The organism is Chitinivorax sp. PXF-14 (assembly GCF_040812015.1).
GTDB lineage: Bacteria > Pseudomonadota > Gammaproteobacteria > Burkholderiales > SCOH01 > JBFNXJ01.
Genome location: NZ_JBFNXJ010000001.1, coordinates 443,660 through 458,725 on the forward strand (window position 1 = coordinate 443,660; position 15,066 = coordinate 458,725).

Consider the following 15,066-nt stretch of genomic DNA (forward strand, 5'->3'; position numbering starts at 1 on the left):
TCGGGCAACCCCTAATCTTACCGGATCAAGCCTTGGCTGGCCAATTTGCGGCCAATGCGTTACGCCCCAAGTGCAGGTGGAGACCCTGTGGCGGGTCAGGGTCGATCGCCTTCAGTGTAGGCCAGCCGTGCAGGAACGCCCATGTCATCCTCGCCATCCGGAGGAAACCGCCTGTCGTGCCGGAGGGTGAGAAGGAGAAAGCTTGTATGACGCTTGCCGGCAACGCCCCTTGAATGCTCGACAAGCGTCCCGTGCTTGCATAATACCGGGGCGAATTGCGTCTATTTACCGTCTGCAGGGGCTGCCGGTCCCTCTGGCCCCTCTGCACATACCCGCTGCCGACTGGTTGGGGTGAATTGGTTGGTTGGCTATGGTCTTCATTTTTTGGATGTTTTTGCTTCAAATATTGCTTGCCCGGGGGGGGGTAAAGGGGGCACAATACGCGCCCTCCACTTTTTTCATCTTTAAACACATCCGTAAACTCGCCTGGCGAGACTCGGAATGACTTGACTTCACAGAGGGGTCTGGAACATGTCTGATCTGGCTAACGCAAACGCGTTGCACGTAGCGGCCGAGCCGCAGCTCCCGGTTCATTGGTACTTTGATGAACATATCCTTGAGATAGAAAGGGAGGTGCTGTTCAAGAACGGCCCGGGCTACATTGGGCACGAGCTCATGGTGCCCAACGTCAACGACTATCAAACACTGGAATGGTTCGGGCATGCCAAGACGTTGATTCGCAACGAGCAGGGCGTCGAGCTGCTGTCCAATGTCTGCCGCCATCGTCAGGCCATCATGCTGAAGGGCCGTGGCAATACCCCCAATATCGTGTGCCCGCTGCACCGCTGGACATACAGCAATGCCGGCGAATTGCTCGGTGCCCCGCATTTTCCGCAAAACCCTTGCCTGCATTTGAACAAGTCGCCGCTGCAGAACTGGAACGGCATGCTGTTCAATGGCCCGCGCGACGTGCGCCAGGATTTGGCGAAGCTCGGTGTGGCGCAGGATCTCGATTTCTCCAACTACATGTTGCACAAGATCGAGGTCGATGAGCTGAAGTGCAACTGGAAGACGTTCATCGAAGTCTATCTCGAGGACTATCATGTAGTGCCGTTCCACCCTGGCCTGGGCAATTTTGTCGATTGCGATCAGCTCAGGTGGGAATTTGGTGAGTGGTATTCGGTACAGACGGTGGGGGTGCTGGACGAGCTGAAAAAGTCAGGGTCCGCTGCGTACCAGAAATGGCAGGAATCCGTCATCAACTATCGCAACGGCGAGCCGCCGGAGCATGGCGCGATCTGGCTGGTGTACTACCCCAATATCATGGTCGAGTGGTATCCGCATTGCCTGGTGGTGTCGACGCTGATCCCGACCGCCGTGGACAAGACCATCAACGTTATCGAGTTCTACTACCCGGAAGACATCGTGCTCTTCGAGCCCGAGTACGCCGAGGCAGAGCAGGCCGCCTACATGGAGACCGGCGTCGAGGACAAGGAAATCGTCGAGCGCATGGATGAGGGGCGTCGTGCCCTGTGGCTCGAAGGGCGGAACGAAGTCGGCCCCTACCAGTCACCGATGGAGGATGGCATGCGGCATTTCCATGAGTTCCTGCGGCGCGAGATCGAGCCACGCTTGTAATACAATCGGGGTTCTATCCTGACTGTGAAGGGCGGGTTGATCCCGCCCTTTGTCATTGCTGAATGCTGAATATCTCCTCCCGTGGTGCGCTCTGGATGGTGCTCGCCAGCCTCCTGTTCGCCTGCATGGGCGTGTTCGTCAAGATTGGCTCCCGTTACTTCACGCCGGCGGAGCTGGTGTTCTACCGGGCATTTGTCGGCTTGCTGGTGGTATGGGCCATCATCGTCGCCAGAGGCCATCCGCTGGGCACGCCAAACTGGCGCCTGCACCTCAATCGCAGTGTCGCCGGCTTCTCCGCGCTGGCCTTGTATTTCGTTACCATTACGCGCCTGCCATTGCCGACTGCGGTAACGCTGAACTACACCTCGTCCCTGTTCATCGCGCCGCTGCTGGTGCTGCTCTATCGCGAACGGCCGCCCTTGCCGCTGCTCCTCGCGCTGGCGCTGGGGTTTGCCGGGGTCGTGCTGCTGCTGCGGCCAACGCTGGCACATGATCAGCTGATCGACGGGCTGGTTGGCCTCGCATCGGGCTTTCTCGCCGCCATCGCCATGATCAATGTGAAGAGCCTGGGCCAGTCCGGTGAGCCGGAATGGCGAGTGGTATTCTATTTTTCCCTGTTCTCGACGTTCGCTTCGGGGGCATGGATGCTGCTGCATCGCTTCAGCCCTGTCGACTGGGCCGGGGCCGGCATCCTGCTTGGCATGGGCGGCTCTGCCACACTGGCGCAGCTGGCGCTGACGCGGGCTTACGCAACCGGGGCGACGCTGGTGGTGGCCAGCCTGGCCTATAGTACGGTAGTGTTCTCGACGCTGGCCGGCTGGCTGCTGTGGCAGCACGTGCCGCCGCTGTCGGCATGGCTGGGCATGCTGCTGGTGATGCTGGCCGGCGTACTCGCCACATTACTGACCGCACGCCGCAAATGACCGTGTGAAGCCGCGCGCCGCTGTGCATGTGCGCCTGTCATACACTACAATGCAAATATATGACATTGGCCCAGCAATGGGCCGACAGGGATGGGAAAACAATATGATCACGATCCAGCAACAGGATTACGGCGTTAATGTGGCGGTATTTGGTGAGTTCGCGCTGGCTGACTACAAGCTGTTCGAAGAAAACGTCCTGTACGCCATCCGCTTTCACGGCAAACCCAATCTGCTGCTGGACCTGCGCGACATGGCGGGATACACGCTCGACATGGCGTGGGAAGAGATCAAGTTCACCCGGGCGCATGCCAACGATTTCGGCAAGATTGCCGTGGTGACGCGCGACCAATGGGTGGCATGGAGTGCCTGGGTGTCCCGCCTCTTCATTGATGTCGATGTACAGCTGTTCGATGCCTTCGAGGCCGCCGAAGCCTGGATCGTCGAGTAAACACGTGGAAAATCAATAATAAACCGTGTCTCAGTACGATTCCTTCTCGTCCATGACCAGCTGGCTGCGCCGCATTTCGCCCAAGCCCGACCACCCGATGCGCGACCTCAAGGCCGCGCAACGTTTGCTGGCTGATTTGCCGCAGGGTGACCCGTACAAGTCGCTGCAGGAGATTACTGCCTGGGTGGAGTCGGTGACGCATGCCAGCGGTTACAAGCTCAACGTCCGGGCCAGCATTCTGCTGTTGCTCGACGACGCGGGCTACGGGTTTCAGCGCAAGCTGCAGCGCGAATACCTGACCCAGACCCGTACCGCGAAATTCCGTGAGCGCGCCATCTGGCGTGCCTTGTGCGATTACTGGAAGGCACTCGTCAGTGCCTACCTGTTTGTCCTCGATGCCTACGCGATGGGCGCGCGCGGTGCCGATGCCGCCAAACCGCAGGTTGCCATGCTGGCTTCGCGTGGCCTGCATGCGGTTTCGATGCTGCACAAGGCCATGCAGCTTCACTATGGGCCGGTCGAGGACCTGGTGTGGGGCGGCTTGTCGCGATTGTGGCTGTTCGTCGAGGCCCAGGGGCTGCAGACGACGAGCGTGTCACTGTATGAGCACAGCGAGAAGCCGAGCTGCGCCCAGGCTGAATTCCTGAAAACCCTGTTCCTGGCGGCCTCGTCGCCAGACAGCCTGTTGCCTCAGCAAATCGACCTGGCCGAGCGGACCATCGACGACGTGGCCGAATATCTCGTCGTCGGGGCCGAGCCCGATAGTCGCAGCGCATTTTATTTCGACCTCTCCGCGCAGCAGCCGCCCGGCCGATTGGTCATGGGCATGGCGTTGAACCCGCGCATGCGCTTTATCGGCCCTAGCATGGCCTCGGTTCGGCTGCAGGAACTGGCCCGCGCGCTCGACAATCCCTCCGCCATCAGCGCCAGTGGTTCGGGTGTCGGTGCGCCAGTATCGAGTCTGCGCCAGGTGCTACAACACCTGTTGTTTTACTGGAGCCTCACGCCCCCCGAACGCAAATGGCCCCGCCTGCCGGCCTATGGCCGGTTGACGGTCGTGCACGGCTTTGCCGACGTGGCGCGTGCCGTGATGTTCGCGCGCCTGAATCCCTGCACTGGCGGTGCCGACGCGCGCGACTACTTGGAGCGGCAGAAGCGCGACATCGACACCTATGGCTTCGTCACCGACGAAACCCAGCGCCTGATGCATGAGGTTGTGCCGCCCGTATCCGATATCGAACAACGTGCGGAAAGCTGGCTGGTGCAGGACATCAGCCTGGGCGGGTTCGGTGCGGTGCTGCCGCAGTTGCATGGCGACTGGCTGCGTATCGGCGCGCTGACCGGGATCAAGACCGACCGCCTGGCTGACTGGCAGGTCGGCGTCGTTCGACGTCTGCAGTACGACATGGAGCGCCAGATTCATATCGGGGTCGAAGTCGTGGCCGCCTGCGTGACGCCCGTGCGGATCGAGCTCGATCGGCCCGATCCGGAGCGACAGCTCGGCGAGGAATATGCCTTGCTTGTCGGGACATCGATTGCCGGGGCGGAGACCTGCTCGGTACTGATGCGCGGCGGGATCTACCTGATCGGGCGCCAGTATCGACTGGCCGAGCGCGATCTGGTTTATTTGCTGGAGCCCATTTCCCTGCGTGAGCAGGGGGATGGGTTCGAGATCGTCGAGTTCAATGTGTTGTGCCAGCTGTCTGGCCCCGAATGCTGACATCGGCTCCTGGCAAGGGCCGGGGCTGACGGGGCTGATCAATATCTGATTTGTGACATATTTTATTGGCATTTCTGCCGCTGTGCGTTTATATTAGAGCTATAGCTCTCATTTTGAATGCACGCACATGGATACGCCTGTTAAGTGGATTGCATCGCCCATGCTAGACAAGCTCAACCTGCCGTGGAAAAAGACGGTGGATCCGTTGGACAATCTGAAGTCCGCCCAACTCTGGTGGAAGAAGGTGCAGTCCGGCGATGTGTCGTCCACCGAACAGGCCGTGGCGGAGGTAGTCAACCAGTTCATTGGCGGCGATGCGCGTGCGACGGCGTCGTCACTGCAGGCGTTGATGTGGCTGGATGACCAGGTGCAGCAATCGTACGAAACGCTATGTCTGCAGTACCTGCAGAACCCGCGTATGCCGAAAACGCTGGAAAGCAAGCTGTGGCATCAGATCATGACGCTGGCTCACCACATGATCCATGCCTACCTGATCTTCATCAAAGAGTCGCGCGAGAACACCGAGTCGCCCATCGGGCCGATGTTGCCCAGGGTGCTCGCCCGTACCCTGCGCTACCTGGGCATGCAGGCGAAGTGGCAATACTTCCGCTTTCTGGCGCCCGAGAAGAAGTTCTGGGCGACCATACACCAGCTGTACCGGCTGTCCGAGCTCAGGGGCGTCGATAGCGACTCCTTCCTGCTGTACGACTCCATCAAGGCCCGCAACACCTCCTGTGCGGATGAGTATCTGCAGATCATGATGCTCGCCACGATCAATACCGGCGCGCTCAGCCCGCGCCAGCTGGACATGACGGACCAGTGGCTGGATATCTGGTCACACCACATGGTGATGGAGCGGAAATTCCATCCGGGGCGGCACCGTTATCTGGTCGACCTGGCTGGGTCAGCTCCGGTCGTCAAGCTGATGGGGGATGTGCCGGCCGTGAGCCTTGGTCGCTACTGGGGAACGCAGGATCTTTCCGAGCAGGTGACGGCTGCGCGCAATGCGCTTGAAGGTGGCAAGGCGCTGACACTGGACGAAGCTTTCCGCCAGCCGGGCGCGTCGGAGCTGATCAAGCTGCTGGATGCCGCTTGGTCGCCCGATCCCGCGATGCAGGCGCATCGCGTCAGTGATCGTGTGCAGGTCAAGAAAATGCTCGACGTGATGTACGGCATGAAGGAAATCTTCATGCATGTGAAATACGACAACGAGCGCACGACAACGCGGGAAAAGAAGCTCGACGTCGACGTCCAGGAAATGCTCGACATGCGCCAGTACGGCTTTGTCACCGAGCGCACCCGTCAGCGTCAGGCCCAGGCGCTGGCCGAGAACTTCCAGAAGCACACGATTGGCGAGTACGAGACTTGGGTGGTCAATAACGAGAGCGATGGCGGCTATGGCGCCGTGTTGCCGGTCGTCGAGAATGACTGGATTCGTCTCGATGTGCTGGTAGGGCTACGCCCGGAGCGCACCGACCATTGGCAATTGGCCGTCGTGCGTCGCCTGTCGCGTGTCGGCGACGGGCAGATGTATGCTGGTTTGCAGGTGCTGGCGTATTCACCGGTCGCGGTCGAGGTCAAGCAGCGGGATAGCCGCAACAGTGGCTACACGATTCAGGGGGTCGATGCCGCTACCATGCTGTCAAATGGCCTTGGCGTGTTTACCCCGGCCAAGTCGAATCCGCAAAAGGTGAACGGGCTTGTCATTCGATCGGCCGATTACGCGCAGGACAAGCCGCTGACCATGATTTCGATGGGGCGCGAGCTCAAGGTGAGGACCCGCGAAGTCTTGGCCAAGGGGACCGATTGGGTCTGGGTTCGTGTCGAATCCGACGTGGCATGATCGATTGCCGCCGACGGTGAAGAAAAACGGGCGCTTTCTGCGCCCGTTTTTTATTGTCCTAAACGGCTGAAAACCTTGCCTGTAGCCAGAGGGAGAGGTCCCGCAACTGCTCTCGGCAGACTTCGTGTTCCATCATGTAATCGTGCCACTCGACGGTCTGGCCGAGAGACACGAGCCGCTCGTATGCCGCGCGGCCGAGTGGCAGGCCGACGACCGGGTCGAATTCGCCGTGGGCCTGGAAAACGGGAATGGAGGTCGAGCCTGACGCCACCTGTAGCGCCGGCTCTTGCATGGTCGGCCAGTAGGTGGATAGCGCCACGACGCCAGCCAGGCGCTCAGCCAAACTCAGGCCGGCCGTCAGGGCGACCAGCCCCCCTTGCGAGAATCCGATCAGGACAATCCGTTCGGCCGGAATGCCGCGGCTGATCTCGCGCCGGATCAGGGCGTGGATCTGTGCCACCGATTCGACAATCGTGGCTTCGTCGAGCCGACGCGAGAGATTGCCCGTCTCGAGGATGTCATACCACGCGCGCATCACATAGCCGCCGTTGATGGTGACCGGGCGCTGCGGCGCGTGTGGGAAGACGAAACGTACGCGCAGACTGTCAGGCAGCCTGAGCTCGGGCACCACCGGAACGAAATCGTAGCCATCGGCACCGAGGCCATGCAGCCAGATCACGCTGAACCGTGCATCCGGGCAGTCGAGCTCTTCGCAGGGCAGGTATGCTTCGCTCACGTTGCCGGCCTTTGTGCCGACTTGGGGCGGAACGCCTTGCACACCGATTCGTTCGTCTCGACATAAGGCGCGCCGATCAGATCGAGACAGTATGGGACGGCTGAGAAAATGCCGTGCACGATCGATTGCCCGGCTTCGTCCCGCACGCCTTCCAGTGTTTCCTTGATGGCCTTGGGTTGTCCCGGCAGGTTGAGGATCAGCGCACCTTTGCGAATCACGCCGACCTGGCGTGACAGGATGGCCGTGGGGACATAGTGCAGGCTGATCTGGCGCATTTGCTCGCCGAAGCCCGGCATCACCTTGTCCGCGACCGCTAGCGTGGCCTCCGGCGTCACGTCCCGCAGTGCCGGGCCGGTACCGCCGGTGGTCAGCACCAGGTGGCAGCCTGTCTCATCCACCAGCTGTTTCAAGGTCGCCTCGATTTCTGCCTGCTCATCGGGAATCAGGCGGGAAACGAGTTCGAACGGGGTTGTCAGCGCCGCCTCGAACCAGCCTTGCAAGGCCGGCAGGCCCTTGTCTTCGTAGACGCCCTGGCTGGCCCGATCACTGATCGAGACGAGGCCAATCTTGAGTGTGCTCATGCTTCTTCCTCATCGTCTGTCGCGGCAGGCTTCGGGCCGCCCGGAAGGCCGGGCTCGGGAATCAGGTCGCGCAGCAGCTGAAACAGCGCGCGGAAATTCTTTGGCGGCTTGTTGTCTTCACGCTCTTTGCGGGCATTGCGGATCAGCGTGCGCAGCTGCTGCGCATCGGCCTCCGGGTGTTCCTGCAGAAACGTGGGGAGTGCCGCGTCGGCGGCGAGCAGCCGTTCGCGCGTGCGCTCGAGTTGATGCAGCCAGGCGGTGTGTTCGCCTGATTCGCCTGCAAGGCGGGCGAGAAAGGCCTGAATCGGCTGCGGATCGACCTCGCGCATCACCTTGCCGATGTACTGCATCTGCCGGCGGATGGCGCCGTGTGCCGTGAGGCGCTGGGCCTCCTTTACCGCTTCAAACAGTTTCTCGGGCAGGCCCAGTTGCTTGAGCTGATCCTTGTTGAGCTTGACCAGCTTGGCGCCAAGGTCCTGCAGCTCTTCCATTTCCTGCTTGCGGCGGGTTTTGCTGATGATTTGATCGTCTTCTTGCATGCTTTTCGGCGCCGGTTGCCCGGTCATCCATTTGGAATGAATAAACTTTGGTATGATAACCGAAACATTACATTCAGGCTTTGTACCGCAAGGGTCGGGCCTGCCTCATAATCCATACATAATCATCTATGTCTACAGTCACCGCCTCCGCATTTGCCTATCCACGCGAAAGGTTTGCCGACATCGTTCAGGCTGCCATGAAGCTGGCCAAGAACGGTGGCGCTTCAGCCTGTGAAGCGGAAATATCGGAAGGTTTCGGCCAGAACGTGAGCGTGCGTCAGGGTGAGGTGGAGACCATCGAATACAACCGCGACAAGGGGATCGGCATCACGGTCTACGTTGGCCAGCGCAAAGGCTACGCGAGCACCTCTGACCTGTCGCCGAAGGCCGTCGAAGATGCCGTGCGTGCTGCGCTGTCCATCGCCAAGCGTACCGCAGAGGACGATTGCGCGGGGCTCGCTGACGCAGCCTTACTGGCCGGCAACGCGGTGCCCGACCTGGACCTCTACCATCCCTGGGCCTTGCCGGTCGAGCAGGCGATCGACCTGGCCAGGCTGTGCGAGGCATCGGCGCGTGCCGTCGATCCACGCATCACGAATTCCGATGGTGCATCGGTCTCGACCCAGCAATCGCATTTCATCTACGCCAACAGCAACGGCTTTTGCAATGGCTATGCCACATCGCGCCACAGCCTCTCGTGCTCGGTCATCGCCGAAGAGAATGGCGCCATGCAGCGCGACTACTGGTACAGCGTTGCGCGCAATGCCGGGGATCTCGACACGCCCGAGTTGGTCGGACAGACCGCCGGAGCACGCACCGTGCGTCGCCTGGGCGCGCGCAAGATCGAAACCACGCAGGTGCCAGTGCTGTTCGAGGCGCCGCTGGCTGCGGGCCTGCTCGGGCATTTCGTGGGGGCCGTGAGCGGCGGCGCCCTGTATCGCAAGTCGAGCTTCCTGCTCGACAGCCTCGGTAAGCAGGTATTTTCGCCGCTGGTCACGATCCGCGAGCTGCCACACCTGGTGCGGGCGCTCGGCAGCTCGCCGTTCGACAGCGAGGGTGTTGCCACGCATGACCGCGACGTGGTCAGTCAGGGCATCGTCAACGGCTATTTCCTCGCCAGCTATTCGGCACGCAAGCTGGGCATGCGCTCGACGGGCAGCGCCGGCGGCAATCACAATCTGATCGTCGATTCGACGGGTGAGGATTTCGCCGGCCTGTTGAAGAAGATGGATCGCGGGCTGCTGGTCACCGAGCTGCTTGGCCATGGCGTCAACTCGGTGACGGGTGATTATTCACGTGGCGCAGCCGGCTTCTGGGTGGAAAACGGGCAGATTCAGTTCCCCGTCGAGGAAATCACGGTCGCCGGCAATCTGCGGGACATGTTCATGGGCGTGGCGGGCATCGGTTCCGATGTGCTGGTGCGCGGGGCCAAGCAGTGCGGCTCGATCCTGATCGACCGTATGACCGTGGCGGGAAACTGAGCGATGTCCGTCAGCAAGATCGTCCCGCCGCCCTATTGGGAGCAGGCAACGGCAGCCTTGTCCGACGTGGACGAGGTGCTGGCCAAGCTGATCGCCAATAACCGCGGCCTGCACATGCGCAGCCGCGGCGACGCCTTCACCACGCTGGCCCGCTCGGTTGTCGCGCAGCAGGTGTCCACCAAGGCTGCTGAGTCCATCTGGCAGCGTTTCGTCGAGCGTGTCTGCGACGTCAATCCCGAGACCGTCCTCAAGCACGAGCAGGCTGACCTGCAGGCTTGTGGCCTGTCGAGCCGCAAGGCGCTGTATCTGCACGAGCTGTCGCGCTACTTCATCGCCCAGCCGTTCATGCTGGCGGAGTGGGAGGCGCTCAATGACGATGAGGTGATCCAACGGCTCACGACCATCAAGGGGATCGGCCAGTGGACGGCCGAAATGTTCCTGATCTTCTTCATGGCGCGCCCGAACGTGTTGCCGGTGGACGATATCGGCTTGCAACGCGCGATGAGCATGCATTACAACGACGGCCAGCCGATCAGCAAATTGAAGATGCGCGAGATCGCCCGACGTTGGGCGCCCTGGCACTCGGTTGCGACCTGGTATATGTGGCGCAGCCTGGAGCCGTTGCCCGTTCAGTATTGATGTTGGGAGGGCGTGCGATAGCGCACGCTAAAAAATATAACGCTGACGACACATGATTGTTGGCAAGCATTGGATTTTACAAAGGAGAAAATAATGGCCAAACAAGACTGGCATGAATTCCCGCACGCATCGGACGAGTTTGTTTACGCTGGTGCTGCGCTCAAGAAGAACTGGGCCCGCCTGCATCAGGGCGATTGCGAGCCGTTCCCGGAAGACAAAGAGGTGCAGGAAGCCTGGCGCCAATACCATCAAGGTAATTTCGAAAAGGCCTACGAGCTGGGCCTCGAAGCTGGCGTGCCCGGCTACACCGTGGCGATGAAGGCACTGGCCATTCACGCGACCTATCTGGTCGACGACGAACGCGCCAAGATGAAGGCTTTCCAGGAAGCCATGAAGCTTGGTGAGGCCGCGCAGAAGGACATGCCCGACAATCCCAATAGCTGGTACTTCACCGCGATGGCGACCGGCCGCTACGGCCAGACGATCTCGATCGCCAAGGCGCTGTCCGAAGGCCTGGCCGGGACCATCAAGAACTGCCTGGACAAGACGCTGGAACTCGCCCCCGATCATTCCGAGGCGCACACTGCCTATGGCTCCTGCCATGCCGAAATCGTCAACAAGGTTGGCCCGATGCTGGCTGGCCTGACCTATGGCGCGAGCAAGGACAAGGCCGTCGAGCACTTTGAGAAGGCGCTGGCGATCAAGTCGGACTCGGCTATCGCCAAGATCGAGTACGCCAATGCACTGATGATGCTGTTTGGCGACAAGAAGATCGACGACGCGACTCGCCTCTACAACGAAGCGGCGGAAGCCGAGTCGGTCGAGGCGATGGAGAAACTCGACCAGATGCGCGCCGCAGCCGAACTCGAAGACTGAACTTCGGGCCGCATCCGACAAACCGCAGCAGGCCTATGTGTCTGCTGCGGTTTTTTTTGCCTGCTTCCCGCGCCGGCAAGGTGGCAATGGGTTTCGGTTATCCACGATGTGGCTAACCGTGATGTGGATATTCACAATCGATTCAAGGGGCTGGCGAGCGTAGTGTCACACCATCCGAAACCCTGATGGAGGCGACAACGTGAAAAAGCCCTTCTACCAAGTCCTGTACGTGCAGGTCCTGTTCGCCATCGCCGCCGGCGTGCTGCTTGGCTATTTCGAGCCCAAGCTGGGCGTCAATCTCAAGCCGCTCGGCGAAGGCTTCATCAAGCTGGTGAAGATGATCATTGCTCCAGTGATCTTCTGCACCGTTGTGCATGGCATCGCCGGCATGCAGGACATGAAGAAGGTCGGGCGCGTGGGCGGTAAGGCGCTGCTGTATTTCGAGGTCGTCTCGACCTTCGCCTTGCTGATCGGTTTGGTCGTCGCCAACACATTGAAGCCCGGAGCGGGTTTCAACGCCAATCTGGCGGCGCTCGATACCAAGGCGATCGCCGATTTCACCGCGAAGGCGCATGCCCAGGGCACGGTGGACTTCATCCTCAACATCATTCCGACTACCTTCGTCGATGCCTTCGCCAAGGGCGACATCCTGCAGGTGCTGCTGCTGGCCATCCTGTTCGGCTTCTCGCTGTCCGCGCTTGGCGACAAGGGCAAGCCGGTGCTGGATCTGGTCGAGCAGTTCTCCAAGGTGGTGTTCGGTATCGTCAATATTGTGATGAAGGCCGCCCCGATCGGCGCGTTCGGTGCCATGGCGTTCACCATCGGCAAGTACGGTATCGATGCGTTGATCCCGATGGCCAAGCTGATGGGCTCCTTCTACCTGACCTGCGCATTGTTCGTGTTGCTGGTGCTGGGCACCATCGCCAGGGCGACCGGGTTCAGCATCATCCGCTTCATCGCCTACATCAAGGAGGAGCTGCTGATCGTACTGGGCACCAGCTCGTCGGAAAGCGCGCTGCCGCGCCTGATGAGCAAGATGGAACGGCTCGGCTGCTCGCGTCCGGTGGTGGGCCTGGTGGTGCCGACCGGCTATTCGTTCAACCTCGATGGCACCAATATCTACATGACCATGGCGGCGCTGTTCATCGCCCAGGCCACCAACACCGATCTCACGCTGACGCAACAACTGACCATCCTGGCGGTGGCCATGCTGACCTCGAAAGGGGCTAGTGGCATCACCGGTGCTGGCTTCATTACGCTGGCGTCGACACTGGCGGTGGTGCCGAGTATCCCGGTTGCCGGTATGGCCTTGATCCTGGGGATCGACCGCTTCATGAGCGAGGCGCGCGCGCTGACCAACTTCATCGGCAATGCCGTTGCTACGGTGGTGGTATCGCGCTGGGAGAAGGAGCTCGATCACGCCAAGCTGCAGCGCGTGTTGTCGGGCCAGGCCGACGAAGAGCCGGTGATGCCGGCAATCGACCTCGGCCTGCCCGAGCTGGCGACATTGGCTGCCGCCAGCCGCTGAGGCCTACCGCAGGCAAGCAACCCCGCCAAGTGGCGGGGTTTTTCTTTATGTGTCGCGAAGCCGCACCTGGCCTCAGCCTTCGAGCAGGCGGGCTTCCGCCTTGGCCAGCCGGGCGGGGCGCCCCAGCAGCACCAGTACGTCGCCGACGTTGACCACGACCTCGTCGCTGGGCTCGACGCCCTTGATATTGCGCCGCTTGATTGCCTTGATCTCGACCAGCTCGGCAACGCGCAGCTCGCCAAGCGATTTGCCGACCGAGGCGGCCTCTTCGGTGATCAGCACGCTGTGCAGTCGCGGCTGATCCTGTTCGCTCGGGTCGTCGCTGTCATCCGTCGCGCCGCGGAAGAAGCCGCGGAACAGGTCGTAGCGCTCCTCGCGGACGCTGCGGATGTGTTGCAGCACGCGATTGAGCGGCGTGCCGAGCAGCATCAGTACGTGCGAGGCCAACATCAGGCTGCCCTCCATCACCTCGGCCACCACCTCGACCGCGCCGGCTTCCTTGAGCTTGTCGACATCGGTTTCGTCGAAGGTGCGCACGATCACCGGCAGGCCTGGTTTCAGCGCCTGCACGTGGCTCAGGATCCGCAGCGCCATATGCGTGTCGCTGAACGTGACGACGACCGCCTGCGCACGCGATAGGCCGGCCGCCATCAGCACTTCGCGCTTGCCGGCATCGCCGAACACCACCGAGTCGCCCGCCGCTGCGGCCTCGCGCACCCGCTCCGGGTCGAGATCCAGCGCGAAGAAATGGATTTCCTCGCGCTCCAGCAGGCGCGCCAGATTCTGGCCGCTGCGGCCGTATCCGCACAGGATCACGTGGTTGCGCGCGAGCATCGACTGCACTGCGATCTGGGTCAGGTTGAGCGACTCGTTGAGCCATTCCGATGCGACGAAGCGTCGCACCAGCGCGTCGCGCTTCTGCATCAGGAAGGGCGCGACCAGCATCGACAGCAGGATGGCACCGAGCAGCGCCTGTTCCAGATTGGGGGGCAGCAGCTGGTGCCCGTGAGCCAGCGCGATCAGCACGAAGCCGAACTCCCCGGCTTGGGCGAGCGACAACGCAGTACGCCAGGCAACCGAGCTCGGGCTGCGCATCAACCGCGATAGGCCGAAGATCAGCAAGGCCTTGAGCGGGATCAGCAGCACCAGGAAGAGCAGCAGCAGCGGCCATTGCTGCTCGAGCGTGGCAAAGTTGAGGCGCATGCCGACGGTGACGAAGAACAGGCCCAGCAGTACATCCTGAAACGGGCGGATATCGTCTTCGACCTGGTAGCGGTACTCGGTCTCAGAGATCAGCATGCCGGCCAGGAAGGCGCCCAGCGCCAGCGACAGGCCGGCGAGCGAGGTCAGGTAGGCGATGCCGAGCGTCACCAGCAGCAGGTTGATGATGAACAGCTCTTTCGAGCGCTGCTTGGCCACCATGTGGAACCATGGCCGCATCAGCTTCTGCCCGTAGTAGAGCAGGATGGTGAGCACGATGATGGCCTTGAACGTCGCCCAGCCCAGTGCCTCGATCACACCGCCGGCCGGGTTCGCCAGCGCGGGGATCAGGATCAGCAAGGGCACCACGGCCAGGTCCTGGAACAACAGCACGCCGATGATCTGTTGCCCGTGCGGGGTGTTGAGCTCGACGCGCTCGTTGAGCAAGGTGCTGACGATCGCCGTCGACGACATGGCCAACGCCCCGCCCAGCGCCACGCTGGCCGCCCAGGGCAGGTGGCCGAACCAGGCCAGCGGCAGCGTCAGCGCGATGGTCGCCAGCACCTGGCCGGCACCGAGGCCGAACACCGAATGGCGCAGCGCCTTGAGCTTGGGCAGGCTGAATTCCAGGCCGATGCTGAACATCAGGAACACGATGCCGAACTCGGCCAGGTAGGAGGTGTCCTCGCTGTTGGGCAGCAGGGCCAGCGCGTTCGGGCCGATGACGATGCCGACGATCAGGTAGCCGAGCAGGGCCGGCAGCTTCAGCTGGCGGCAGGCGACAACCGCCAGTACCGCGGCGGCAAGCAGGATGAGCGTGGCAGGCAAGGCGCCGTGCATGGAGGGTTCCCGTTGGCGTGAACGGCCGCCTTGCGTCTGCAATTCAAGCCTGGAGCGGCTTGCCAATGAGCGGC

The 15,066-nt window shown here is 61.6% G+C and carries 13 protein-coding genes; 9 read left to right on the forward strand and 4 right to left on the reverse strand.

Annotated features, from left to right (window positions below; all coding sequences use genetic code 11):
- Positions 1 to 531 precede the first annotated feature (531 nt).
- The 5 genes from ABWL39_RS02120 to ABWL39_RS02140 all read left to right on the forward strand — a co-directional run bounded on the left by ABWL39_RS02120 (position 532) and on the right by ABWL39_RS02140 (position 6,572).
- Positions 532 to 1,638, forward strand: coding sequence for an aromatic ring-hydroxylating dioxygenase subunit alpha (locus ABWL39_RS02120; protein ID WP_367786704.1), 1,107 nt, complete (start codon positions 532 to 534; stop codon positions 1,636 to 1,638).
- A gap of 62 nt (positions 1,639 to 1,700) precedes the next feature.
- A complete protein-coding gene (locus ABWL39_RS02125) occupies positions 1,701 to 2,561 on the forward strand; it encodes a DMT family transporter (protein WP_367786706.1) in 861 nt (286 codons plus the stop codon).
- 103 nt (positions 2,562 to 2,664) lie between these two features.
- Complete coding sequence (locus ABWL39_RS02130) at positions 2,665 to 3,009, forward strand: STAS/SEC14 domain-containing protein (protein WP_367786708.1); 345 nt, start codon at positions 2,665 to 2,667, stop codon at positions 3,007 to 3,009.
- Positions 3,010 to 3,034: 25 nt separating this feature from the next.
- The gene (locus ABWL39_RS02135) at positions 3,035 to 4,729 is read left to right on the forward strand and encodes a hypothetical protein (protein WP_367786709.1); all 1,695 of its coding nucleotides are present in this window, start codon (positions 3,035 to 3,037) and stop codon (positions 4,727 to 4,729) included.
- A gap of 160 nt (positions 4,730 to 4,889) precedes the next feature.
- Positions 4,890 to 6,572 carry a hypothetical protein gene (locus ABWL39_RS02140; protein WP_367786711.1) on the forward strand — a complete coding sequence of 561 codons (1,683 nt, stop codon included), beginning with the start codon at positions 4,890 to 4,892 and terminating at the stop codon, positions 6,570 to 6,572.
- A 58-nt stretch (positions 6,573 to 6,630) separates the two neighbouring features.
- On the opposite strand, the gene ABWL39_RS02145 is transcribed toward ABWL39_RS02140, so the two are convergent.
- Genes ABWL39_RS02145 through yjgA form a run of 3 tightly spaced genes read right to left on the reverse strand, consistent with a single transcriptional unit; the run spans position 6,631 to position 8,428 of the window.
- The gene (locus tag ABWL39_RS02145; RefSeq protein WP_367786715.1) at positions 6,631 to 7,308 is read right to left on the reverse strand and encodes an alpha/beta hydrolase; all 678 of its coding nucleotides are present in this window, start codon (positions 7,306 to 7,308) and stop codon (positions 6,631 to 6,633) included.
- The gene (gene mog, locus ABWL39_RS02150; RefSeq protein WP_367786717.1) at positions 7,305 to 7,889 is read right to left on the reverse strand and encodes a molybdopterin adenylyltransferase; all 585 of its coding nucleotides are present in this window, start codon (positions 7,887 to 7,889) and stop codon (positions 7,305 to 7,307) included. The genes ABWL39_RS02145 and mog overlap by 4 nt, the downstream gene beginning before the upstream one ends.
- Positions 7,886 to 8,428 carry a ribosome biogenesis factor YjgA gene (gene yjgA / locus ABWL39_RS02155; RefSeq protein WP_367786719.1) on the reverse strand — a complete coding sequence of 181 codons (543 nt, stop codon included), beginning with the start codon at positions 8,426 to 8,428 and terminating at the stop codon, positions 7,886 to 7,888. The genes mog and yjgA overlap by 4 nt, the downstream gene beginning before the upstream one ends.
- A gap of 128 nt (positions 8,429 to 8,556) precedes the next feature.
- On the opposite strand from yjgA, the gene pmbA reads away from it, so the two are divergent.
- The 4 genes from pmbA to ABWL39_RS02175 all read left to right on the forward strand — a co-directional run bounded on the left by pmbA (position 8,557) and on the right by ABWL39_RS02175 (position 12,952).
- Positions 8,557 to 9,909 carry a metalloprotease PmbA gene (gene pmbA, locus ABWL39_RS02160; RefSeq protein WP_367786721.1) on the forward strand — a complete coding sequence of 451 codons (1,353 nt, stop codon included), beginning with the start codon at positions 8,557 to 8,559 and terminating at the stop codon, positions 9,907 to 9,909.
- Positions 9,910 to 9,912: 3 nt separating this feature from the next.
- Positions 9,913 to 10,548, forward strand: a complete 636-nt coding sequence (locus tag ABWL39_RS02165) for a DNA-3-methyladenine glycosylase (protein WP_367786723.1) — start codon at positions 9,913 to 9,915, stop codon at positions 10,546 to 10,548.
- Positions 10,549 to 10,641: 93 nt separating this feature from the next.
- Positions 10,642 to 11,424, forward strand: coding sequence for a hypothetical protein (locus ABWL39_RS02170; protein ID WP_367786725.1), 783 nt, complete (start codon positions 10,642 to 10,644; stop codon positions 11,422 to 11,424).
- A 199-nt stretch (positions 11,425 to 11,623) separates the two neighbouring features.
- Positions 11,624 to 12,952 carry a dicarboxylate/amino acid:cation symporter gene (locus ABWL39_RS02175; protein ID WP_367786727.1) on the forward strand — a complete coding sequence of 443 codons (1,329 nt, stop codon included), beginning with the start codon at positions 11,624 to 11,626 and terminating at the stop codon, positions 12,950 to 12,952.
- Between the two features lie 72 nt (positions 12,953 to 13,024).
- Here the strand turns inward: ABWL39_RS02175 and ABWL39_RS02180 are convergent, their stop codons facing one another.
- Positions 13,025 to 14,992 (reverse strand): cation:proton antiporter, encoded by a 1,968-nt coding sequence (locus ABWL39_RS02180; RefSeq protein ID WP_367786729.1) that lies wholly within the window; start codon positions 14,990 to 14,992, stop codon positions 13,025 to 13,027.
- Between the last annotated feature and the right edge of the window lie 74 nt (positions 14,993 to 15,066).